Consider the following 24,244-nt stretch of genomic DNA (forward strand, 5'->3'; position numbering starts at 1 on the left):
AGATGCTTGAACACTCTTCTTCGTGCAGTTACACCATCAGGCTTGGATTGACTCTCTCATGTTATGGTTACATCATTCCCATAGCGACAGAATTTGTTTTTATGCGATAACTGTTTTCTTGTAGCGATCGGATATATCAATTATAAAGGAACTTACGTTTGTTATATAGTGCGTTTTCCGTAATCTAAAGAATCGGGAAAGAGTTACCCCTGCAATTCCACAAGAGAATTTTCATGCAAAATGATTTTTATCTCTCAAAAGAGGGCGAAAGTCATAGTCATTTACAAAATTTTCGCTTGATTTTTTAGTATGATCGTTTAAAATGAACATGTGTTCATGGGTTTTGACAAAAAATATGGGGGTGAAACTACCTACTGTTTTTGCCCGTATATCTTTATTAAGTACATGCGTCTTCTAAGCACTATATACATTTACTTTATCGTTTTAACATTTGAACAGATCAGGTATGTTGCATGTTTTGTTTCAGCGCTTCTTGTAGAAGAGAGGGCTCGCGAATAGGTGATCGGTTTTTGTGAGTGTGTATATACATCTGATTTGATAGATTGGCATCCTTTTGTAGTTCAAGGGAAAAACTGTGGAGACGAAAGATGAAAGCCAAAATATCAAGAGGGATGTATATTGATGGACATGCATTGCATGACCTTGTGCAATGGGACATTTGCCTGTTCATCATTCAATCAAAAAGCTGATTTCTAGGCGAGAAGCCTCGCTTGAGAAGTGTAAGAAGACTTTATGTGTTAAAACGTTAGCGCAATGTTTATATAGCTTAAGAAATGCAAAAGGAGAGATAGGAGTGAAGATTGCGGACTTTTCCGTAAAAAGACCGGTCACTATTGCGATGCTTATCGTCGCCCTTGTGATATTTGGCGTGATTTCCTTACCAATGCTTAAAGTTGATTTATATCCTGAACTAAAGGTACCGGTTCTTGCGGTTGTAACAAGCGATGAAGGGGCAGCGCCGGCGGAAGTCGAGAAACTGGTGACTAAGCCAATAGAAGAGGCGGTTGGAACTGTTAGTAATGTAAAAAAGGTTGAATCACAGTCATCGAACGGTGCTTCGCTTGTGATTATCCAGTTTAACTGGGGAACGGATATGGATCAGGCAGCATTGGATGTCCGTGAAAAAATCGATTCTGTGCGTGGTGTGTTACCGAAAGATGCAGGTTCCCCACGTGTGCTGAAGATGGACCCGAACAGCGCGCCGATTATCACGTTGGCTATGTCTGGTCCTATGGATGTTGTTGAACTAAATAAAATTGCCGAAGATGTGATTAAGTCACGAATCGAGCGGGTCGAGGGTGTTGCTTCGCTTACAATAAGCGGTGCAAAAGAACGTGAGATCCAGGTTATACTTAATCCGGATATGATGGATGCATATGGTTTGACCATTGATCAGATCAATCAGGCACTTTCTGCCCGTAATTTATCCGGAACCGCTGGTAACGTAATCGAAGGTGACAAAGATATTAATCTCAAAGTCACCGGTGAATTTAACAGTCCTGAAGATATTGCGCAAACGCCTATTTATCTTCCACAGAGTGCAGGCGGAGGAGTCATTCAACTTGCTGACATTGCGACCGTCACAGATGGTTATAAGAAGGTTAGCCAAAAAAGTATGGTGAACGGGCAACCAAGCATTGGGCTTCAGGTAATGAAAGCAACGGGTGCGAATACGGTAAAGACTGCGGATCTTGTGCAGAAAGAACTGGATAAGATTCGGCCGCTTCTGCCGAAAGGGGTTAAAATTGAAACCATTCTTGATACTTCAGTCTTTATTAAAGACTCGATTAATACAGTAGCTGGCCACGGAATAGAGGGCAGTATCTTTGCCATTGTTATCTTGTTCCTATTTTTAAACAGCTTTCGTTCTACGCTTGTCATTGCCATTGTTATTCCGATATCTGTTATTGCAACGTTCTCACTTATGTACTTTACCGGGCAGACGATCAACCTTATTTCTCTTAGTGGTTTATTGCTTGGGCTCGGCTCGTTGGTGGACTTTGCGGTAGTTGTCATTGAGAGTGTTTACCGCAAGCGTCAACAGGGGCTTAAGCCTGATTTGGCTGCCATTATTGGTACAAAAGAAGTCGGTACGGCGGTTATGGCGTCTGCGCTGGCGCAAATTTGCGTATTTCTTCCGATTGTATTTGTTGAGGGACTGCCAAAGATGCTATTTGGTCCCTTAGCCTTAACGGTGGTATTCTCGCACATCGCCGCGCTATTCGCAGCCATTACGCTTGTGCCGATGATGTCGTCGAAATTATTGACCGAGATGCCAAAGGAGCCGGAAGATTACATACATTCATCAAGCAAATCGCCGATGGTGTTATTCCAGAAAGGATTTTATCGGCTGAGCCAGGCTTATGGAAGATTGATTCGTTGGGCATTAGGGCATCGGAAAACGGTTATTTTTGGGACGATTGTCGCTCTTGTTGTTTCGATAGGTATCTTTGTGACACCGCTTGTCGGAAAGGAATTTTTGCCTTCTTTTGATGAAGGAAGCTTGACGGTTAATGTAAAATTGCCGCCTGGCTCCCGCTTGGAAGAGACGGAAAATATTTTGAAGAAGATCGAAAAAATTGCTGCAAGTGTGCCGGAGAAGCAGTTGATTTATACTTCTGTCGGTTCAGGAGGTCCGGCTTCTGCATCGTCTTCATCCAATACCGGTTCGGTTGAGCTTAAGCTTGTGCCGAAAGAGCAAAGAACAAGATCAACCGATGAGGTTATTGAAGAAATACGCGATCGTGTGAAAGGCATTCCCGGCGCCGATATTACTGTACAAGCGACCGATCCGGGTGGCGGCGGCGGAACAGGAAGTCCGATCGATATCGCGGTGAGCGGGGATGATCTGGATACATTAAGAGATTTAAGCGACACGGTTGTTGAGTTGGTGAAGGGGATAGAAGGGACGCGAAATGTTGTTTCCTCCCTTGACAGCGTAAATGATGAAATTCAGATAAAAGTGGATAGCAATATTGCTTCCCAGTACGGGATTACAACCGGGCAAGTGCTCTCGGCCGTTCGCACGGCTTTTGACGGTGAGGTAGCTACGAAATACCGTACCGGCGATGATGAAATTGATGTGCGTGTTCAGTTTCCGTCTCATTTCAGGGATGAAATGAATCATATTGATAGCCTTATGCTTTCCACACCTTCCGGGGCGCGGGTTTCCGTCGGACAAGTTGCCACGATTACAAAGGAAAGTGTGCCGCAGAAGATTACGCGTTCCAATCAAACGCGCCAAGTGAAGGTCACTGGCGATATTGCAGGCCGTGATTTAGGTTCTGTTATCAAGGATATCAACACGAAACTAAAAGACTTGAAGCTCCCGGAAGGATATCATGTTACAACCGGAGGGCAGGCGGAAGATATGGCCGATGCGTTTAGCAGCTTAAGCCTGGCGATTCTGCTGTCCATTGTCCTTGTGTACATGGTAATGGCCAGCCAGTTTGAATCATTATTCTATCCGTTTGTGATTATGTTTTCGATTCCGCCTACTTTTATCGGAGTAGTAGTTGGTCTTCTTGTAACAGGTGAGAATCTTGGTGTTATGGCCTTGATGGGCTATATCTTGCTGATCGGGATTGTGGTAAACAACGCGATCGTTCTCATTGACTATGTCAATACGTTGCGTAAAGAAGGAATGCAACGGGATGAGGCGATCCTTGTAGCTGGCCCGGTTCGCTTGCGCCCGATTGTCATGACGACCCTTGCGACTGTGTTAGCGATTCTTCCGCTGGCGTTTGGTAGTGGGGAAGGGGCTGAAGGCTATGCGCCACTCGCGATTGTTGTCACATTTGGTCTTACATTCTCCACATTGGTTACACTCGTTCTGATTCCGGTTGTGTATACCTTGTTTGATGATATGATTCAAAAGCGGAAGCGTCGTAGAAGGGAACGCCGGGAAAAGAGAAGACAGCGGAGAGAGAAAGGAACAGGAGGAGAAGCGTTCAATGCGTAAGATAGTGTTAGGAATGACCATGGCCAGCCTGGTAGTAAGTAGCGTCCTTGTGGCGGGCTGTGGGGCAGGTGGGAGCCAAGAAGCCGCTGCCCCTGTTCAGGCGAAGGTAGTTCCGGTCGAAGTGATGTCTGCTGTAATGGGTTCATTGGATAAAGGCCGGGAATTGACCGGCACAAGCCAACCGTCGCAACAGGTCAATATTGTGCCAAAAGTAAGCGCGAAAGTCGTATCCATTCCGGTAAAAGTAGGGCAAAAGGTAAAGGCGGGCGATATCTTGTTCCGGCTTGATGACACAGACCTACGTTATTCGGTTGAGCAAGAGCAGCAGAGCGTGGCACTTTCCCGCGCATCACTCGCTCAAATGGAAGCGCAGACGAGAAACGGGATTGATTCAGCACAAAATGGAGTGAATCAGGCCAATAGTAGCCTCTCACAGGCGAATAGTGCGTATGAACAGGCCAAAAACAGCATCGTCAACGCGCAAAATGGTCTCCAGCAGGCGGATGTTGAGATCGCTCGCGCCCAGCAAGGATATAATGACGCGAAGACGAATGCGGATCGCATGCAAATGCTGTTTAGTCAGGGTGCTGTGACAAAACAAGAATTAGAGAAGGCACAAACACAGTTGAAAAATGCAGAAATCGCCCTACAGGAAGCGCAGATTGCTAAAAAGAAGGCAAGCGTCGCGTTAAAGAATGCGGAAGAGAGCAAGCGCAGCGCGGAAGAATCCCGCAAAAACGCGCTTGCATCCTTGCAGACTGCACAGAAACAAGTAAAAAACGCGAAGGGCGGAGAGAATATAGAAGTGGCCCGTCAGCAGTTGAGGCAAGCGGAAGTAAATTTGCAAATCGCCCGTGATAAACTAGCAAATGCAGTGGTAACCGCTCCGATTTCAGGTACGATTGGTGCGATTAACGGAGAAGTGGGCGATTTTGCATCCCCCCAAAACCCGTTTATCGTATTGGCAAATCTGGATCCGATGAAAGTGGTAATCAACGTACCGGAAAATCTGATTAGTCTTTTCGCTGTGAACCAGACGGTTGATATCGAAATTCCGTCGCTTAAGCTGAATAAGAACGGAAAGGTAACGACCATCAGTCCGCTTAACCAGCAATCTAAAGGTTATCCAGTGACGGTTGAAGTACCGAATCCGGATGGCAAAATTAAGGGCGGCATGGTAATTCAGGTGAATGTAGCTTCGCCAAATGCGAAGAAAGGTATCGTGATTCCAACGAATGCGATTTTAAGAGAAGACAACAAACCGTATGTGTATATTGCACAGGGGGACAAGCCTGTGCGCAAACCGATTACCGTTGTTGAACAGAACAGCGAGCGCGCTCTTGTTACTGGCATAAACGCGGGTGAAAAAGTGATTGTGAAAGGACAGACATTGATTAGCGATGATGTAAAAATCTCGGTCAAATAATCGTTTAGAAATTCGTTCTCCTGTCCATCCTGTGAAAGAGAACCCTTCATAGGAGGATAAGAGATGAACAAAACGATAATGTGCGGTTTGATGATTGCGCTGGCTTTTATGTTTGCTGGTTGTCAGGGGCAAATGCCCAAAGCGTTGCCTGAACAGCCGGAAGAAAGCCGGGAAGTTCTCGCGCAATCCCCTTCGCTTGCGGTGTCGCATTCTATTGAAGGCAATACCGTGTATTTGACGTTTTTGACACGTAATTTTATGTACGTGCCGGAGGGAGCAACTGAACTGCGCTATGGTGAGGGGCATGTGCATGTGCGGGTCGACGGCAAGTTGAGCCGGGTGTATGCAAATAACTTTAAAGTCGGCAACCTCACTCCAGGAGCGCATACATTTGAAGTTGAACTGGTGCGGAACAACGGAAATCCGTATCCAAATACAAAAATCACATTTACAATTACTATTAAGCAATCTCAAACTTCTTAAGAGAAAGGATGCATCTTCCTTTCTCTTTTTTAAAGAAGAGATAAACACAAAAGATCACATTATAGACAGGATAAAGGCTGTCTCAAAGGTTGATTGATTGTAAATGGTAATAAAAAGGGGTGTCCCAAAAGTGATGGGACACCCCTTTTTTCTTCATATTTATCCTTTAAACATTTGCACGAACATCTTGCCGTACGGACCACCATCGACAATACCGATACCGACTTCCGTAAAGGACGGGTTCAAAATATTTTTGCGGTGTCCCGGAGAATTCATCAGGGACGTATGCGCGCCCTGTACGGAAGAATTCCCTGCAATATTTTCACCCGCGGTGCGGTATGTCACACCGAAACGGTTCATCATGTCAAACGGGGAACCATATGTCGGGGATTGATGGCTGAAATAGTTGTTCTCGATCATATCTTTTGCTTTCAGGCGGGCCAGCTTTTGCAGTTCCATGTTAATTTTTAGCGGGGTAATGCCCTGTTTTGCGCGTTCCTGATTAACAAGGTCAAGCATCTGTTTTTCATCTGCTGTCAATCCTTGGGTTGTAGTATTGGTCACAGGTGCTTGAGCTTGAGCGGGAGCCGTATTTTGTGCAGGTTTCGTTATCGTTTGTGTTGGTTGTTTGGCCGGCTCTTGGACTTGTTGTGCTGGTGCGGCAGGCTTTGTTTGCTGATATTGCTTGAAATACTGGTTAATCAACTGCTGTAAGTCTGTTTGGGTCGCATTATAATTTTGCGGGAATATTTTTACAATTTTTGGCGCAGGGCATATGTTTGCCGCCTCTGTAACAGGCAGGTTAAATCCAAGCAAAGATGTACATAATACGGATGCTGCAATAATCTTTTTCATGTCATCACTCCTATTAATAAAAAGTTTAGAAATGCCGCAGCCTTTTATATCGTAACATATAATTCCGATAAAAGTTGTTGGTAATGTTTTCATCTAGAGGAAATAGAAAAAAACTTTTGTCGAAATCCTAATTTGTTAATCCGACACATACAGTAATATAAACAGCAAAAACGAAAACCGTCTCGCCCAAACGAAGCTGCCGCGTACCACACAATCGGGCGAACACATAAAAGAACGAGCGCTGAAGCGATTCGGGGTGAGAGAATGAAGGCGACGGGTCAGACTACGACAGGCAACCAGATTAAAGTAGTGTTTCAAAACGATATTTCCAGGCCACCAAGCCGCGAACAAATTATTAGTTCGCGTATGGAGAAATCGCTGGAGCGGGAATCCGGGGCGTTAAAAGAGCTGGAAAACCTCGTTGGATTGGATGATGTGAAGAAGCTTGTTTATGAAATTTACGCATTTTTAACGATACGCAAACTGCGGGAAGAGCAGGGGCTTTATAATGCGCCGCATATGTTTCATATGGTATTTCGTGGAAACCCGGGAACAGGTAAAACGACAGTGGCCCGGATTTTGGGAAAGCTGTTCAAAGATATAGGCATTCTGGAAAAAGGTCATCTGGTGGAAGTGGAACGGGCTGATTTGGTTGGAGAATATATCGGACATACCGCGTCCAAGACGCGCGATATTATTAAGAAAGCGCTGGGAGGCGTTTTATTTATTGATGAGGCGTATTCGCTGGTACGGGGCGGAGAAAAAGACTTCGGAAAAGAATGCATTGATACATTGATTAAAAGTTTGGAAGATGACCGCAAGCAGTTAATTGTCATTCTCGCAGGATATAACGAAGAAATGGACGCATTTCTCGCGTCCAATCCCGGCCTGCCATCCCGTTTTCCGATTAAGCTTGATTTTCCAGACTATACGATTCAACAATTGCTGGAAATCGCGGATGCAATGTGCAAAGAGCAGGCGTATTATTTATCGTCCGAGGCGCGTTATCTTGTCCGCAAACAGTTAATGCGCGAGCAGGAAAATGAGAAAGAACACTTTAGCAATGCCCGCTGCGTACGCAACATGATTGAAAAGGCGATTCGCCAGCAGGCCATCCGAATCGTCACTGGACATGCGGAACATCAGGTGAATCGGGATATTTTAATGGAACTTAGAGCGGAAGATTTTGAAAAAGAATAAGCAAAAAGAAAGGCTGCCGCCTGCATTTGGCGCCAGCCTATTTTTCTTATGATTTTGAAATGATAACAATCCCTGTCATGCCGGCACGTAATTCATGGCTTGCATTATTCAGTATGATTTTAACTGTAAATTTATCTGTACCGGGGTCGGCTTTGGGACTGATCATACTCACTTTACCTTTCATCGTCTTTCCGATTGCCTCCACATTTACGTTCACTTCATTCCCTATTTTCATGTATTTTAAATCTTTTTCCGGTACGCTTACTACCAGATACACGCGATCCAGATTGACAATCGTCATAAGTGGTGCTGAAGGATTGGCCATTTCTCCGGCATTGGCGTTTTTAGTAGCTACAAATCCTTTAATCGGACTTTTGATGACTCCATTCTGTAAGTTGTACTCATGAAGTTGGACGAGCGCTCGCGCTTTGGCAACACTTGCAGCGTTTTGTTCGATTGCTTCTTTCGTAGGCCCATTTTTCGCTTTATCAAGCATAGCTTTCGTCTGGTCTACGTTGGCTTTAAGCGCGTTCAGCGTTTCTTCCGTTGGCCCTTCGAGCGCTAGCGACAGTTCGTTTTTGGCATTGAAATATTTCGTCTCAGCTTGTCGGAGTGCTATCTCCGCATCATCTAACGATTGCTTCGATGTCGCACCTTGCTCATATAGAGCCTTTATACGATCATATTTCACTTTTGCTAGATCATACGCTTGTTTTGCTTCATTGAGCGTAGCGTTTAGTTTTGCTATTTCCTGTGGACGTTTTCCTTTTTTTACATCTAAATATTTTTGATACGCTTGTTGATACGCAGCCTCTGAGGAGCGGATATCTTCTTCACGGGTTCCGCGTTTTATTTCGTTATATTTCGCTTCAGCAAGCGCCAAATCTGCCTTGGCACTCGCTAATTGTGCCTGCAAATCTGTCGTTTCAAGCGTTACGAGTACATCGCCCACATTTACCTGCTCCCCGACATCTTTTTGCACACTTGCAATTCGGCCAGGTGTTTTGGCGAAAATATTTGTTTCCACAACTCCTGTCATTTTCCCGGAATATGTCATGACGTCCCTTTGATTTGTCGCATTGCTTGCACTCGCTTGGCTGCCTGTTAAAGCGAGGTTCGCAGGCTTCGCTTTACTGCATCCGGCAAGTCCAACACTCATTATTATGCTAATGATTAAAAATGTACGCTTATTCATGCGTTTTCCCACCTATTATTTTGATTTGAAATTACATTTCCGCAATGGTATTCGTTTTTTCATTTTTAGCCATACCTTGTTTTCCCTTAAGCAATAGAGTCATAGGAATGGCCGATATTATGAAGAATGTAGTCACAAGAATGGCATCATCCAGTGCGTGAATGGTCGCATATCTTTTTACCAAACCTGTAAGCGAGTTTATTGCGGAAGCGTACGCTGCCTCATTTCCCATACCTTGTGCTATATACATCTGTTGCAAGCTATTAAGAAAAGAACTGCTTGTCGCATTGTCACCGGTTATTGTTTCGGCATAATGAACCGCATGGCGGACACCTTGTGTTTGAAATACGGATGTTAATATCGCAACGCCAATGGAGGTAGCAACCTGGCGCGTTGTATTCATGAGAGCGGAAGCATCGCCGGATTGTGATTTATCCAGACCTTGCAGCGGAACTTGCATGGAAACCATCATGCATAATCCGAGTCCGATTCCCCGCAGCATAAGCAAAAATTGAATATGCTCATACGCTGTATTGTCATCCAGCCTGATTAAATAATATCCGTTCACTGAAATGATTAGGAGGCCGGCAAGAATAAGCCATTTCCCGTTGATTATTCGCATGAGAATGGCGGATGTAACAAACGTTACCACCATTTGTACCAGTACTTGCGGAAGCATCATCATCCCTGTTTTCATCGCGGTAAGGCCGAGCAATGATTCCGCGTAAATCGGCAGCAAAAAAACGACGCCAAACATTCCGACCATGATCAAGCTGTTCACGATTACACCGTATGTAAAATCAGGGATTGTAAAAAGCCGTATGTTTATTAGCGGGTGCCTAGCCGTTAGCTGACGATAAATAAACAGTGAGAGGCAGATAATCGAAATCATGATTAAAGATACGATATAAAAAGAAGTCCATCCTTTTTCTTCCCCTTTTGCTACGGCAAGCAATAAGCTGGTTAACATAACGGTTGAATAAATAAAACCAGGAAAATCAAACACCTTATCTTTTTTTATTTCTGTTTCTTGTAAGAAGGTCCACGCCATTAAAATGCCAATTAATCCAATTGGAACATTGATAGTAAAAATAATGCGCCAGTCAAGATACTCGACAATATACCCGCTGAGTGTCGGCCCAATCGCCGGTGCTACCATCGCTGAGATGCCGAATATCCCCATGGCTGCCCCCATTTTTTCCTCTGGAACGGTATGGAAGATAAGAGCTTGTCCGACCGGCATAATCAACCCACCGCCGAGCGCCTGAATAATACGTGCGACAATCATGCTGTTATTGCTCCAGGCTAAGCCGCAAAATAATGAGCCCACGGTAAATAAAATAAATGAAATGAGATACATCCGTTTCATGCCGAACCGATCGCATAAATACCCTGTCAGCGGAATGACGGCAGCCATAGCCATTGTATATGCGGTTAGCACCCATTGAATTTCACTTGTTGACACCCCGAATACGTTCATCATCTTAGGAAGAGCAACATTAACGATACTCGTATCGAGAATTGACATAAAGATTCCAATAATAAGTGCGAATACCCCGGGCCAATAAGAAATTTGCATTGCAAGCACATCCTATTTCACATGAATTTTTACAACCGCATTTAATCCTGGCTTAAAATCATAAGGGCCTTCCGTAAAGGCAATTTTCACTGGAATACGTTGTGTGACCTTCGTGAAATTGCCGCCCGCATTCATAGGGGGTAAAAGCGAGAAGGTAGATTGGGTCGCTTCTTCAATTTGTTGCACCTTGCCGTGGAAAGTCGTTCCCGGATACATATCAATCGTAATATCCACCGGCTGGCCTACTTTAACGGCAGCTGCTTTCGTCTCTTCTATGTTCGCCTTTACATACAAATCTTTCTTTGAAACAACCATCGCGATCGTGGCGCCGGCCCCAACGATTTCTCCCTGTTTGGCTGTTTTTTGGATGATAACGCCTGAAATGGGCGAACGAATAAAAGCATCATCAACCGGGATATTGTTCGCTTGCTCTTGCTCCATTATGATTTCATTTTTCTTAACATGACTGCCTTCTTTCACATGGACGCTTGTAATTTTTCCGGTCATTTTTGGGGCAATTTTATAAATGTCACCGGTTATGATCGCATCGTCTGTTTTTACATAATAATAATCTTCATATATGTAATAACCTGTTACACTTAGTGCGGCTGCAATAATGCCGCCGATAAAAATGCGGGCTACTTTCTTTTTATCCATATTCCCCACCCTTTTTTATAAAAATCTTTCTTTTTAGAAATAAGAATATTGAGTGATTTTATTATAAATAATGTCTACTTTTAATTTATTTTTATTTTTATATAAAGCAAGTGCATACTTTCACCCCCTTTAAAAAAATCTAGGGTTTCAGACCCCTAGAAAAAATTTGAACACAATGTTTTATAAATTCATCATGAGATAAGTTGGTTACGTTTTCACCAAATTGGGCGCGTGAGAGAAAAAATCCGAAGTTTACCCACATAAAATTCATGGCTTGGGCCTCTGGATTTGTATTGATTATTTTTCCTTTTTCCTGCATTTTACTAAAGTAATTAATGATCAAGACTTTGAGTTGACGCGGTATGTTAGCTATTTCTTCGATAAGCCCAGGCCATGAATTTGCTTCTTTCAGCCCGATCATGATGACATCCTGATTCTTATTTAAGTGTTCTTGATATGCTTTGCATATTTCATATAAGTCTTTTTCCAGATCCCATTCAACATTTTGAAAAATCTTTAACATGCTTGATTCATACGAGAATTTTTCAACCGCTGCTTTCGCAAGCCCTTCTTTATTACCGAAATGACGAAACAGCGTTACTTCATTGACTCCCGCTTCTTTTGCTATTTTGCGGGTCGTCATCGCTTTGATTCCTTCTTTTCGCATTAGTTTAATCGTAGCTAGTAAAATTTTTTCCCGGGTATCATTACGGTTAGAATCCATTTCTATCTCTTCCTATCTATGCAAGTGTTTACTTGCAAAAATTATATGCTGTTTCGTATTTATTGTCAAGAAAACATAGGATTGTATTAGAGTGACTCTTTTGATGTTTTAACGCTCGTTTTGCGGTAAGAGGCTCAAATGAAGGAATAAAACTAAAATAAGAAATTTTGATAAAATCAACATTCAAAATTGGAAAGTTTAGTATACTTTAAGAAAAAGGAGGGAGTGCTAATGAATACACCTCGGCGTCTGGAGGCGAATGTGGACGGCGATTTTTATGTGAATACCGCCTGTATTAATTGTGATACATGTCGTCAGTTGGCGCCTGACACGTTCTCGGAAATAGGAGATTACTCGGCTGTAACCCGCCAGCCCGTGAATCAGGAGGAAAAACAGCGAACGTTTTACGCATTGCTTTCCTGCCCGACGGGCGCCATCGGAAGTAAGGATGTACGTGGGCTAGGGGAGGCAAGACAGTTATTTCCGTTGCCTTTGACGAACGGAATTTATTATTGCGGGTTTACGTCCCGTAAATCGTTTGGCGGTAGCAGCTATTTTTTGGTTCATCCCGATGGTAACTGGCTCATTGATTCGCCTAGATATTTTCCTTTTCTTGTAAGAAAGCTTGAGAAGATGGGTGGAATTCGTTATATTTTTTTGACACACCGAGACGATGTGGCTGATGCAGACAAATATGCGAACCATTTTTCCGCGGAACGGATTATTCATCGCTTGGAACAAAGCGCCCAGCCGGATGCAGAACATATCATTGATGGGATGGAATCAGTTGAATGGGGAAAGGACTTCCGTATCATTCCTGTTCCGGGTCATACGAGGGGACATATGGTACTCTTATACAGAAACGAATTCTTATTTACCGGCGATCATTTGGCGTGGGATCGGGAAGCCGGCAAGCTGGACGCGCACAAAGATTATTGCTGGTATTCGTGGAGCGCACAATGCGACTCGATGAAACGTCTGCTTACAGAGCGGTTTGAATGGATACTCCCAGGGCATGGCGCTCGGGTGCATTTGCGCTTTGAAAATATGCGTAAGGCAATGGAAACATTAGTCTGGGAAATGGACAAATAAAGTCTGAGGGGCCAGTGCGTTTGGAACATTTGGGAAGCGGTTTGCACAAACCGCTTCTTTTATGGGGGAAGCAAATTCAACGTTTTTGTTTGAGAGTCGCCAAAACGATGCAATAAGGTAGAGCCGTCAGCTTTCTCCTGTCAGGCGTTTCCGTGGATCGGTGTCGGCCCCTTTCAGGCGCTTTTGCAATGTTTTTTTCCAGCTGGCAGAAAGTTCATCAATTTCCAAAAGTTTTCGAATGGCTTCTTTGTTTTTTTTATCATGATGCATGATTTGGTTGGCGAATGCGACAGTAATGCCGGCCGGATGGCGTTCGAGAAGCTGTATTGTGCTCGCGGGATTTACCCATCCTTTTTGAAGAACACGAAAATAGAAGCCAGTAAAGCCGGTTTGTTGAACTTTCAGCGGCAGGTCTACTATATTGTATCTTTTCGCTAGCTTATAACAGGGTTGTCGCGGCTGACTGATTTGGACGACGGCTTCTCCCAATTGAAAAATATCACCGATGTGTACCTTTTCTTCTGTCATTCCCTTAACCGTCAGATTTTCCCCGAATGCGGCAAACTCAAGCATTTGTCCCAACTGTGTTTCCCAATACGGATAGTGTTCATAAGGGTAAACACAGACCGCTTTATCAACGCCGCCGTGGTGTACTAAATCAGCTTGTCCGTCCCCTGTAAAATTCAGAGTAGACAAAAATACCTCAGTTGTGACCGGTTTCTTGTAAATTCCCGTCGTAATTTCCATCCCGTCACAGAAAACATTTTTTGGTTTTCCTACATTGATCGAAAGAATTTCAAATGGCATACTTCTCGATCTCCTTACGATGGAATTCAAGCGCTGGAATACTGGAATATATAATAGAAATCACTGCTTTCCATTATTTACTTAACTATAAAACATTATGTATCTGTTGTCCATTGCCAATTCTTGCGGTTCTAATCGGCGAGGCGAAGGAGGCGGTACCGTTTTCTTTATGCTGTAATTCTGTGATGTTCTGGTTCATTATCGTCGTGGGGTCTTTTTTGTTGATGTATGGCTATGGTCTAGACGCAGCGCTTGATTTTATCGCGCATTTCTATTTTAGTCAGATTGTAAATTTTTCGTGGATGAAAACGAGGCGGAAGGTGCAAGGATATGATCCGTATACCGATCCCAGCTCCCCAGTAGAATAATCGCGAGCAGCGCTGTCTGCGGTGAAATCAGCGGATGATCCAGCACGCCGGTTAATAGAAGCACCGGTAAAACGAAGAAAAACAATTCGCTTTTTGCATCATGCTGCCTCGATAAAAAGAATGCTTGGACTACTTTGTGCAAGGATGTAATGATAAGCAGCAGAAAGGAGGTACCCCCTATAATTCCGTATTCACAAAAAAAACCAAGAACTATATTATGTGCATGCGCAATTCCTGTTTTTTCAAACACAGCATACGCTTCTTTAAATCCAAGAGGCGTTACTCCGAACAAAGGGGAGTTGTTCCACACTTGGATGCTGTTTTTCCAGATGACTTGTCTTGTTTCAAAAGACTGGACGATACTCTCAAAACGTGGAATGATAGCAGAAAATGATCCAGTATATACTAGGTATGCGCTGGCGATAGCCATAAGCAATCCCCCAGCCTGCCAGCAAAGTTTCCAGACAAGTAAAAAAAATAGCAACATCGTGATGGCTACTCCTACCCGAGAACCTGTTTGGTTAATTGCAAGAGTGATAGGAAAAAGAAGAATTATATATAAAAGGACAGGTTTTATCCAATTTTTCCGCGCTTTGATCGTTTGCAATATGCCAGATATTAGGCATGCCAGTGCCAAAAGAAGAAGAAAAGAAGCAAAGTTAGGGTTATAGGCGCTGCCGAACAAGCGATGTTTCTCTTCTAAGCCAAGCGGCATAAGGCCGGTGAGCATGCCAAGCCACCAGCTTCCTCCGTATACATATCCTTTTTGCAATTGAAGTTGTCCAATGGTAGCGATGTAGAGTCCACCGAGTACGGTTATCCGGCTAAAGTTTTTTAGCTTTCGCGCAGTATCTCCTTCTTTTACATATAAGTATAGCCCGAAATATCCTAGCACCATTGCGGGTATGAAAAAATATAGGCCTTCTCTAAGATGGAGACAGGCTCCAAGCGAAGAAAAAAATAAAGTTAAAAAAAAGAAGGAGGTTGGATGCAGAGCTTCTATTGTTTGCTTATGCAGCAGCTTGTTGCATATATGATAAAGTCCTATCCCGATCATCCATACCATGCCCAAAGGAGGGAGCAAAAAAAGGAGAATCATTCCCCATTCCAGCGTTTCGTTCTTTGTTTGGTTCATCATTACAATATCTCCTTAAGTATGTATATAAAGTCGCTTTATTGTATGAATCAATGCCGTTCTTTATTTTCGTTGCTTTCATTGTTGTCGTTTTTTTTATGATCTAAACGTATAAACGTAGAGAGGTTGTGGGTATAAAAGAAAAAATGAACGTCAAAAAATAAATACTAGAGAGGAGGTAAAGTATGGAAGGCATTCATGGCTGGACGGCGAGAGTTTCTTGGGACACGGCGTCCGGGCAAAGGATGATATCCGAGCAGAGTAATTTTTGTCCAATGCCCGTACTTAAGGCTGAACATATAACGTTTTGCACAGCACAGGCGCGGCAAAAGAAACGAAAGAAGTTGCTTGACGATATTACTTTTACCGTATATCCAGGAGAGCTGGTTGCTGTTTTAGGTGGAAGCGGAGCGGGAAAAAGCACACTTCTTCACGCGCTATCCGGAATTGTTCCGGCCACGGAAGGAATGGTATGGATAAAAGGCCGGAATTTTTATGAGGAGTATGAAGCATTTCGCTCTTGTATTGGATATGTGCCACAGCATGATATCGTGCATTTGGATTTAACGGTAGAAGAGTCGCTGTTGTATGCCGCGCGCTTGCGATTTCATAAAGATATACCGCTCTTTGTTATGGAACAGCGGGTAGAGGAAGTACTGGCTGACTTAAAGATGACAAAACACCGGGCCATGCTTGTTAGGAATTTAAGCGGTGGTCAGCGGAAGAGGGTTAGCATTGGCGTTGAGCTTATGACCAACCCGTCTCTCTTGCTTCTTGATGAAATTACATCCGGGCTTGATCCGGGGTTGGAAAAGAATATCATGGAAGTCCTGTGTGAGCTTAAAATGAAAGGAACTACAATTATTATGGCTACCCATACTACGTACAACATACATTTGTACGATAAAATCGTTTTTCTCACGCAGGAAGGCGGGTTAGCTTTTGTCGGTTCACCGTCTGAAGCGCTTACGTATTTTTCCGTTGATTCGTTTGTAGACATTTATCAAAAGATGGAACGAGAAAATCCCCCGAATGGGTGGGCAGCCGCTTATAAACAATCTGTCTTTTTTGAAAAAGATGGACATATTCATAAAAACAACCAGTTATTTGCAGCAAAGAGCGAAAGGGACAGGCGAGCCGTAAATGTTAAAGCGCAGGACAGGAGGGTCAAGAGGGTCTCATCGTTTATCCAACAGTGGAGAGTACTTACGGAACGCTATGTCCGACTGCTTACACGCGATCGCAGACATCTTATGATTTTGTTGTTGCAGGCTGTGTTTATTCCCTGCCTGCTTGTCATCGCTTTTTATCATAGCGCTCCTACGTTCCGTTATAGTGAATACCGGACGCAGGAACTGAAAATTACCCAACAAATCGTTCGTTTGGGAAAGGTTGATGAGATACAGCGGAAAATACAGGAGGAAAAAAATCGGCGCAGCTTCATGTCGAATGCAGTTGCCTTGATGGTGTTTACCGCAATCTGGTTAGGCACTTCAAATGCCGCGCGTGAAATTGTCAAGGAGCAGGATATATATCGCCGGGAGCGATACGTTAGTGTGCTCGTCATACCGTATCTGCTTTCTAAAATCACCGTTCTTTCTATTATTTGTGCGGTACAAACATTTTTGCTTGTGTCGATTGTTACATATGGACTTGCCCTGCCGGAATTCTGGCTTAACTTTTTGGCTTTTTTTCTTTTGTCACTGGCGGGTGTAATGATGGGACTTGTTGTATCTGCCTGTGTGTCTACCTCGGATAAGGCGGTTAGCTTTGTTCCCATTTTGCTTGTTCCCCAAATTATTTTATCTGGCGCCCTCGTACCGCTTGTTCATATTAAACCGGACTATATAAAGGGCGTATTCTATTTGGCTGTTAGCAAATGGGGGTATGAATTGGTGGGTGGAACCATTACTAATATCAACAGTCGCAGTTCGCTTCCTGAGCCACTCCCGGCGCTTTCCGGAAATTTTACATTGAATTGGCTGATTATTATCATGTTTATTTTCGTTTTATATGGCATGGCTTGGATAGCGCTATTAAAAAAGGACAGATACACTTATTAGTATCGCGGAGGAATTTCTCTTGAAAAAGAAAGTGCTTATTTTATCCGAAGCAGTAGGAACAGGTCATACGAAAGCGGCGGAAGCACTGGTGCAGGGGATTTCATTACTGGACCCTTCCGTGCATACGCAGGTGTTGGAACTTGGGCAGGAGCTTCATCCTTTTGCTGCGAAGCTAGTGTACCAATTTTATTTGAAAATGATCACCCGGTACCCCTCTGTGTGGCGCAAAGTATACAACTATAAACAGAATCAGCCGATTTCTGGATGGAAACAATCGTTTATCTATCAAGTGCTTCATCGTACGATTAAAGACGTTTTTGCCCGCGTTAATCCGGATCTGATTATTTGCACCCATCCTTTCAGCAGTTCTTCGGTATCCCGTTTGAAGCGTTTAGGATATCCATTGCCTCTGTGCACGATTATTACGGATTTTTATGCGCATGGGGTGTGGGTGCAGCCTGAAGTCGATCTTTATCTTGTATCTAGTGATGAAGTGTACCGCCAACTTATTGGTATGGGCATATCTAAAGAGAAAGTGATGATTACCGGGCTCCCTATTACATCAGATTTTCGTATGAAGCGTAATAAGCAGGAGGTACGGCACACGCTCGGCATAAAGGACATGCCAACGGTTATGATTATGGGCGGAGGATTGGGGCTCGGGGGGATTGAACACCTGGCCCATATTCTTTTGAAATGGCGAGAATCCCTGCAGATCGTTATTTGTACAGGCTATAATGATAGCCTGAAGCAGGCGCTGTATAAAGATAAAAATTTTCATCATCCGAATATTCATATCCTTGGGTTCGTTGAAAGTATCAGCCAGTGGATGGATGCCGCGGATGGGCTGATTACGAAGGCCGGCGGAATCACCTGTTTTGAAGCGCTGGCAAAGAAGCTTCCCATGTTTATTTATCAGCCGCTTCCCGGGCATGAGGAAAATAACTGTGAATTTCTGACGAAACATAAGCTGGCAGTGCGGATTGATGCGGAACAGGAAGTGGATGAGTGGGTGCATAAGCTATTAAAATGTCCACAGGATATTGCCTTTTTGGAACAGCATATGGAGCTGTTTTGGCAAACGATCGATCCGCTGGCAACGGCAAGGTCAGTGCTGGATCTTCTTAACATCAATATGGTAGGGTCCGCTCGTAATTGTCCTGACACCTATCTTACTATTAAACAGATATAGCTTTCTTTTACGCTTTTTATGCAATAGCTGTAGAGCGGCCACTTTTTCTTTCCATATAGATCTGAATTGATGTCTGAATTGATGTCTTAACTAGAAAAATTTTACCATACTGATTCCTATAAAAATTTCAAAGGAGTCGGAATGTATGGGAAAACTTGTCGTAACACAAGCACATGGTTTTACACCGGAAAGTTTGCGTGTAGAAGAACGAAAAATGCAAGATGTACTCTTTAAGCAACGCCTTATGGCGGTTCGACTGGTCATGGAAGGATACTCGGCCACATGTTCTGCAGCAGAGAAATGTAATGCGGCTACCTTTTTGGATTTTTTACAACAACTGCTCACTCAGTATACCGATAAATTTGTGATTTTGATCCTGGACAATGCCAGAATCCATCATGCTAAACTAGTACGGCCATTCTTGGAACAGAATCGCCATCGTCTTTTCTTGTTGTTTCTTCCGCCATATTCACCAGAATTGAATCCGATTGAAAAAGTATGGCGTTGGCTCAAAGACATGGTCATTGTGAATCGTTTTCACAGAAACGAATCGGGTGTGCAGACCGTTAGAACGTTAGCTCAGTTCTATATAGATTATCGACGAAAAATTGAACATGTATTCTGCTGCCTAAAGAACAATTTTTCCCTTGAGCAACCTCGTTGGTATAGCAAAAATCGCTACGATTTCCACTGTCATTTGTGCGTACTTATTGATAAAATTGGATTTTTATGTTAGTTTTGCAATACCATCAAAAAAGAAAAAAGACCACCGAGAATCTCTCAACAGTCTAAATATCACTTCCTGTTAGCCCAATGGTATTAATTCTTACATATATAGAGGATGTTGCAAAACTTCATTTTTAATTCATAGCTGAGCATTATTATGCATAATTCATTAATTGCACATCGTGAAAAGCCTGATATTTTCAGGATTCTCCCCATTAAATTTAACATTTACCATTCAGCGATTATTAGTTTTGCAACACCATCATATATACATAAACCTTTATTTATTTCTATATAAGTTGAATTAAATAAAATCCCTTTCTGTCCTGTGTTACAAAAAATAGAAGCAAACAAACTAGGAACAGGATAGGAGAAATAGACATGAATACTCATCCAACAGAACTGCAAACTGTACAACAAGCGATGAAACAGACAAAAGACAAGCGCATGTATGAACGCTACCAAGCCCTTTCTTTATTTCTGCAGGGGTACAAATATGAGCAGCAAATCAATGCCATCATTGGCCGGAATAAAAAAACTGTGGGCACATACGTCAGAGCCTACTAGGAACAAGGCCTAAAGGTGCTAGTGAGCCATGCATCGCCTGGTGCGCCTCACAAACTATATAAATTTGCTTTGAGGTTTTAACGTTTCAAACAACCAATTCTAGACAATAAAATAAATTCAAAAAATTGGAAACAGATAAGCAACTCTCCGATTCATTTTTACGGACAAGGATTGACAATATATTCCTGGAATGCGGGCTGCTTCCGTAGATGAATAACCTTCCATAACGAGACGAACACTGTAAGGCGCTGTTTAAAGAAAGCATCTTTTATTTTTCGCTCTTCTTTACATAAGCTTTCCACCGTAAAGCCGTAGGTTTCTGTTATCTTCATTTTTCTCATAATAAGTCGCTCCTTTAGTCTTATCTTAGGAGCCAGTATTGTCAAATTTTCATCGGTTAAGACATTAGGACAAGTCTATAGAATTGACTCCTACTGCATCAAAAGCTTTGCCCACGCTTATAACTTCAGCACTTGCTGCTCCATATAAATCCGTCGCGGCTTGTAAAGCTGCTGCCCTCATTTGGCTAAATGTAGCTGACTCTGTAAGATACTGTGTTAATGCCCTGTAAAAAATATTTCCCAGTTTCTCTTTGCCGATTCCATTCACGGTAACGCCATAGTGGGTTCCGCCTTCACTGATAAGATAAGCAGCCTTGTTTATAATTCCGCTGTTTGTATGAACTAAATAGTTTTGGTTTGAACCACGGTATCTTTTGGAATAATGGTCCGGATCACCATATTTTGTCGGATCAGCTAATGAACGAAATCCCTGTCTATTAAAACTTAAGTCCTCACCCATTTCCCAATCAGGATTCTGATTATTGTAGTACTCAATTAATGTCCCAAAAATATCGGACATTGCTTCATTTAAAGCACCAGACTCATTTTCGTAAATTAAATTTGCCGTTTTTTCCGTTACAGCATGCGTCAACTCATGTCCTACTACATCCAATGCTCCTGAGAATGGATAGGTAGACCCGTCCCCATCTCCATAAACCATTTGATAGGAATTCCAAAACGCGTTCGTATACGATTTCCCATAATGAACAGTTGATTTTATTGGCGCTCCTGCTCCATCATAGCTGTTACGATTAAACTTATTTTTGTAGTAATCGTATACAACTCCTGCGTAATAATGTGCGTCTACAGCGGGACCATCATACTTTGCAGTAAACTGATTATCCGCGTTTCTCCATAGCGTGCCCGGGAGCCGGTTTGAATTTTTGGCATCGTATGTATAAATGCCCTTACCTCTAGTATTATCTTGCAAATAGTAATACGAATTAGAAAATACTGTATTTACTTGTTTTTTATCTCCATGCACTCCTATTCCAAATCCAATTTGGTTAGAATCGACCATATTTCGCGCCACTTGCACTTGATGGATACGATTGACTTTATTTAAAATTGTTCCATCATTTGCATCTATAAAGTAATCCCAATTTCCCGGTTGTGGATTCAGAAAATTTAGATTTACATGGTAAGCGTAATGCGCAATCTCTTCTTTCATGTAAATTACAAGTTCGACAGCCGGTGGAATATAATACTCAGGGATAAAACCTAGGTCATGTTCGGCTTTTTGAATCGCTGCCTGTTGACTAAGATTCTTTGCTTTATTTAGGTTTTCTTGCTTGTTCAGTTCTGAAACAATCCCTCCGGACCATGCTGTTACCACTCCTTTTTGATTTAAGTTTAATACTTGTGTCGAACCATATACGGGCACTCCTCTGAAGAACTGCTGGGTACGAATTACATAATCTCCCAAAGGAGTCATTTCTTCTTTCATTACCTGTATGGTGTCTTCCGTTGTTACTTTAAAAACATCCGAGTTTGCACCTACGAATTCCTGAACAACAGTGTTGAAATTATAAGGATTTTTAGGTTTAAATTGCCCTGAAATGAATTCTACTTTGTTGCTCTCAGGATTACGGTGTACCTTTCTTTTCCATCTCTTTGCATATGCCATCACATCAAAAGGGGATGCCTTCATTTTATTTATTTGCAATTGATCCGAGGTAGTTGAAGTAAACGTGGTCGATTCTTCATTCTCATTCTGAAAAAATACAGGATTCGCAGCTCCTTCTGCCCATACCGTTCCAATAGCAGGATTACTTAATAGACCCATAGACAGCCCCAATAATACAACTTTCTTTTTCACAACTCCCATCTCCTTAGAAAAAATTAGAATCGAAAAACTATTTTATACATTTTTTGAGAATCTGTAAATATATTGCTTTAAGTTCAATCTTATTCCTAATTTTTGTATTTTTTAGTGAAAATGGAGGTTTTTGAATACCTTTGCTCAGACAAACCTTTAAACATGTCGTTATGATCATCAGCAACTATTTTTCTAGCTAAATTCAGATAATATTATGTTCCTCCATATACTTTGATACTGTTTTGGTATAGAATATTCATTATTATATAGAACTGAGCTAACGTTCTAACGGTCTGCACACCCGATTCGTTTCTGTGAAAACGATTCACAATGACCATGTCTTTGAGCCAACACCATACTTTTTCAATCGGATTCAATTCTGGTGAATATGGCGGAAGAAACAACAAGAAAAGACGATGGCGATTCTGTTCCAAGAATGGCTGTACTAGCTTAGCATGATGGATTCTGGCATTGTCCAGGATCAAAATCACAAATTTATCGGTATACTGAGTGAGCAGTTGTTGTAAAAAATTCAAAAAGGTAGCCGCATTACATTTCTCTGCTGCAGAACATGTGGCCGAGTATCCTTCCATGACCAGTCGAACCGCCATAAGGCGTTGCTTAAAGAGTACATCTTGCATTTTTCGTTCTTCTACACGCAGACTTTCCGGTGTAAAACCATGTGCTTGTGTTACGACAAGTTTTCCCATACATTCCGACTCCTTTGAAATTTTTATAGGAATCAGTATGGTAAAATTTTTCCAGTTAAGACATCAATTCAGATCTATATATATATTATTTATAATAGTCACCAAGTGGTGTTTTCTTAAGCAAAGGAAGCAGAAGGCAGGCGATAAGGACACCAGACACGCTGCTAATGAGAAAAGGGGGAACAAAAGCAAAGGCACCTACACTTTTTCCCATTAACAGGGTGGCGATTGGAATGGAAACAAAGGAACCGATGAGGCCAGTACCGACGATCTCACCAATACCCGCTCCCCAAGTTTTGCGGATTTTCTTGTATAAGTAGCCGGCAAGGAAAGCCCCGATCATTCCTCCCGGAAACGCCAGTAACGTCCCGATTCCCAGGATATTGCGGATGACTCCGATGGTAAAGGCAATAGAAACAGCGGCTCCCGGACCAAGTAAAACGCCTGCGATGACGTTGACGGCGTGTTGTATAGGATAAGCTTTGGCCACGCCAGCCGGAAACCATAAAAAACTCGAACCAATGGTTCCGATGGCTACGAGAAGAGCCATAAATGTTAAACGTACGGTTGCTTTCATGTTGTTCTCTCCTTTACTAACATTTCATTTGTTCATTTAGATATCTATCTGACCGGATGTTCTAATATTTATCATAGAAAATAGGGAAAAACACCAAAAGGAATTATAACGTTTTTAATTCTTTCGGTAAAGATGAGGCAGGTTACAGGTCAACACAGATCGATTTCCCGGTTTTCACTCACACAGTTGACAACGATTATCATTATTGATACATTAAAGAATGTATTGATAATGATTATCATTTTCTTGGAGGGAGAGGAATGGCAAACGTTATTTTGGTCTATGCTAGTTTATCAGGAAATACAGAAGAAATCGCCGAACTTGTAGCGGAAGGGGTAAAATCCCAAGGAGTATTGGTAGATATAAAAAGTGTGGTAGAAATAAACGCTACAGATTTGCTTGATTATGACGGTTTTTTGCTGGGAGCTTACACATGGGGGGACGGCGAATTGCCGGATGAGTTTCTTGACTTTTATGATGACATGGAATCTCTTGATTTAACAGGAAAAAAAGCGGCGATTTTCGGATCAGGAGATACATCGTACCCAGATTTTTGTGCAGCGGTTGACATTCTGGAGGAACGCGCCAAAGCATCAGGAGCCGATGTGACCCTGCCAGGACTTAAAGTGGAACTGGCTCCTGAGAAAGAAGAAAAGGACGTGTGCCGAGATTTCGGCAAGAGTTTTGCGGCTACTATTACATAACACTTACCCTGTGGTAAGAGGGAGATAGGTTTCGTCCAAAGC

Annotated in this window: 21 protein-coding genes; 10 read left to right on the forward strand and 11 right to left on the reverse strand. The window is 42.6% G+C overall.

Going from position 1 to position 24,244, the window contains the following annotated elements; genetic code table 11:
• Positions 1–814: 814 nt before the first annotated feature.
• The 3 genes from ACH33_RS08230 to ACH33_RS08240 all read left to right on the forward strand — a co-directional run bounded on the left by ACH33_RS08230 (position 815) and on the right by ACH33_RS08240 (position 5,891).
• On the forward strand, positions 815–3,982 hold the full coding sequence (locus ACH33_RS08230) for an efflux RND transporter permease subunit (protein WP_057898579.1): 3,168 nt from the start codon (positions 815–817) through the stop codon (positions 3,980–3,982).
• Positions 3,975–5,408: an efflux RND transporter periplasmic adaptor subunit gene (locus ACH33_RS08235; RefSeq protein ID WP_057898580.1), complete on the forward strand. Its 1,434-nt coding sequence runs from the start codon at positions 3,975–3,977 to the stop codon at positions 5,406–5,408. Before ACH33_RS08230 ends, ACH33_RS08235 begins: the two co-directional genes overlap by 8 nt.
• 63 nt (positions 5,409–5,471) lie before the next feature.
• The gene (locus ACH33_RS08240) at positions 5,472–5,891 is read left to right on the forward strand and encodes a hypothetical protein (RefSeq protein WP_057898581.1); all 420 of its coding nucleotides are present in this window, start codon (positions 5,472–5,474) and stop codon (positions 5,889–5,891) included.
• Between the two features lie 159 nt (positions 5,892–6,050).
• On the opposite strand, the gene ACH33_RS08245 is transcribed toward ACH33_RS08240, so the two are convergent.
• On the reverse strand, positions 6,051–6,746 hold the full coding sequence (locus tag ACH33_RS08245; RefSeq protein ID WP_057898582.1) for a CAP domain-containing protein: 696 nt from the start codon (positions 6,744–6,746) through the stop codon (positions 6,051–6,053).
• Between the two features lie 264 nt (positions 6,747–7,010).
• Between ACH33_RS08245 and ACH33_RS08250 the strand changes: the two genes are divergently transcribed.
• A complete protein-coding gene (locus tag ACH33_RS08250; protein ID WP_057898583.1) occupies positions 7,011–7,946 on the forward strand; it encodes an AAA family ATPase in 936 nt (311 codons plus the stop codon).
• A gap of 46 nt (positions 7,947–7,992) precedes the next feature.
• Here the strand turns inward: ACH33_RS08250 and ACH33_RS08255 are convergent, their stop codons facing one another.
• The 4 genes from ACH33_RS08255 to ACH33_RS08270 form a co-directional block, all read right to left on the reverse strand.
• Positions 7,993–9,141 carry an HlyD family secretion protein gene (locus ACH33_RS08255; protein ID WP_057898584.1) on the reverse strand — a complete coding sequence of 383 codons (1,149 nt, stop codon included), beginning with the start codon at positions 9,139–9,141 and terminating at the stop codon, positions 7,993–7,995.
• A gap of 31 nt (positions 9,142–9,172) precedes the next feature.
• Positions 9,173–10,720: a DHA2 family efflux MFS transporter permease subunit gene (locus tag ACH33_RS08260; RefSeq protein WP_057898585.1), complete on the reverse strand. Its 1,548-nt coding sequence runs from the start codon at positions 10,718–10,720 to the stop codon at positions 9,173–9,175.
• A gap of 12 nt (positions 10,721–10,732) precedes the next feature.
• Positions 10,733–11,377, reverse strand: coding sequence for an HlyD family secretion protein (locus tag ACH33_RS08265; protein WP_057898586.1), 645 nt, complete (start codon positions 11,375–11,377; stop codon positions 10,733–10,735).
• A 139-nt stretch (positions 11,378–11,516) separates the two neighbouring features.
• On the reverse strand, positions 11,517–12,101 hold the full coding sequence (locus ACH33_RS08270; protein WP_057898587.1) for a TetR/AcrR family transcriptional regulator: 585 nt from the start codon (positions 12,099–12,101) through the stop codon (positions 11,517–11,519).
• A gap of 231 nt (positions 12,102–12,332) precedes the next feature.
• On the opposite strand from ACH33_RS08270, the gene ACH33_RS08275 reads away from it, so the two are divergent.
• On the forward strand, positions 12,333–13,193 hold the full coding sequence (locus ACH33_RS08275; protein ID WP_057898588.1) for an MBL fold metallo-hydrolase: 861 nt from the start codon (positions 12,333–12,335) through the stop codon (positions 13,191–13,193).
• 126 nt (positions 13,194–13,319) lie between these two features.
• Here ACH33_RS08275 and ACH33_RS08280 read toward each other — a convergent pair whose 3' ends face one another.
• Together ACH33_RS08280 and ACH33_RS08285 are read right to left on the reverse strand one after the other, a co-directional pair.
• Positions 13,320–14,000 (reverse strand): MOSC domain-containing protein, encoded by a 681-nt coding sequence (locus ACH33_RS08280; RefSeq protein ID WP_057898589.1) that lies wholly within the window; start codon positions 13,998–14,000, stop codon positions 13,320–13,322.
• A gap of 276 nt (positions 14,001–14,276) precedes the next feature.
• Positions 14,277–15,506, reverse strand: a complete 1,230-nt coding sequence (locus ACH33_RS08285) for an O-antigen ligase family protein (protein ID WP_057898590.1) — start codon at positions 15,504–15,506, stop codon at positions 14,277–14,279.
• Positions 15,507–15,688: 182 nt separating this feature from the next.
• Here ACH33_RS08285 and ACH33_RS08290 point away from each other — a divergent pair, with 182 nt between their 5' ends.
• The 4 genes from ACH33_RS08290 to ACH33_RS08305 all read left to right on the forward strand — a co-directional run bounded on the left by ACH33_RS08290 (position 15,689) and on the right by ACH33_RS08305 (position 20,051).
• Positions 15,689–17,566: an ATP-binding cassette domain-containing protein gene (locus ACH33_RS08290; RefSeq protein WP_057898591.1), complete on the forward strand. Its 1,878-nt coding sequence runs from the start codon at positions 15,689–15,691 to the stop codon at positions 17,564–17,566.
• 19 nt (positions 17,567–17,585) lie between these two features.
• Positions 17,586–18,758 (forward strand): MGDG synthase family glycosyltransferase, encoded by a 1,173-nt coding sequence (locus ACH33_RS08295; protein WP_082705954.1) that lies wholly within the window; start codon positions 17,586–17,588, stop codon positions 18,756–18,758.
• Between the two features lie 145 nt (positions 18,759–18,903).
• A complete protein-coding gene (locus tag ACH33_RS19175) occupies positions 18,904–19,494 on the forward strand; it encodes a transposase (RefSeq protein ID WP_156424020.1) in 591 nt (196 codons plus the stop codon).
• 371 nt (positions 19,495–19,865) lie between these two features.
• Entirely contained in the window at positions 19,866–20,051 is a 186-nt protein-coding gene (locus tag ACH33_RS08305; RefSeq protein WP_057898592.1) for a terminase gpP N-terminus-related DNA-binding protein, read from the forward strand.
• Between the two features lie 158 nt (positions 20,052–20,209).
• On the opposite strand, the gene ACH33_RS08310 is transcribed toward ACH33_RS08305, so the two are convergent.
• The 4 genes from ACH33_RS08310 to thiW all read right to left on the reverse strand — a co-directional run bounded on the left by ACH33_RS08310 (position 20,210) and on the right by thiW (position 23,498).
• The gene (locus ACH33_RS08310; protein ID WP_057898593.1) at positions 20,210–20,392 is read right to left on the reverse strand and encodes a hypothetical protein; all 183 of its coding nucleotides are present in this window, start codon (positions 20,390–20,392) and stop codon (positions 20,210–20,212) included.
• A gap of 64 nt (positions 20,393–20,456) precedes the next feature.
• Positions 20,457–22,211 (reverse strand): M4 family metallopeptidase, encoded by a 1,755-nt coding sequence (locus ACH33_RS08315; protein WP_057898594.1) that lies wholly within the window; start codon positions 22,209–22,211, stop codon positions 20,457–20,459.
• Between the two features lie 212 nt (positions 22,212–22,423).
• On the reverse strand, positions 22,424–22,921 hold the full coding sequence (locus ACH33_RS08320) for a transposase (RefSeq protein ID WP_057898595.1): 498 nt from the start codon (positions 22,919–22,921) through the stop codon (positions 22,424–22,426).
• An 85-nt stretch (positions 22,922–23,006) separates the two neighbouring features.
• Positions 23,007–23,498, reverse strand: coding sequence for an energy coupling factor transporter S component ThiW (gene thiW / locus ACH33_RS08325; RefSeq protein WP_057898596.1), 492 nt, complete (start codon positions 23,496–23,498; stop codon positions 23,007–23,009).
• Positions 23,499–23,758: 260 nt separating this feature from the next.
• On the opposite strand from thiW, the gene ACH33_RS08330 reads away from it, so the two are divergent.
• A complete protein-coding gene (locus tag ACH33_RS08330; protein ID WP_057898597.1) occupies positions 23,759–24,202 on the forward strand; it encodes a flavodoxin in 444 nt (147 codons plus the stop codon).
• Positions 24,203–24,244 lie beyond the last annotated feature (42 nt).

The organism is Aneurinibacillus sp. XH2 (assembly GCF_001439585.2).
GTDB lineage: Bacteria > Bacillota > Bacilli > Aneurinibacillales > Aneurinibacillaceae > Aneurinibacillus > Aneurinibacillus thermoaerophilus.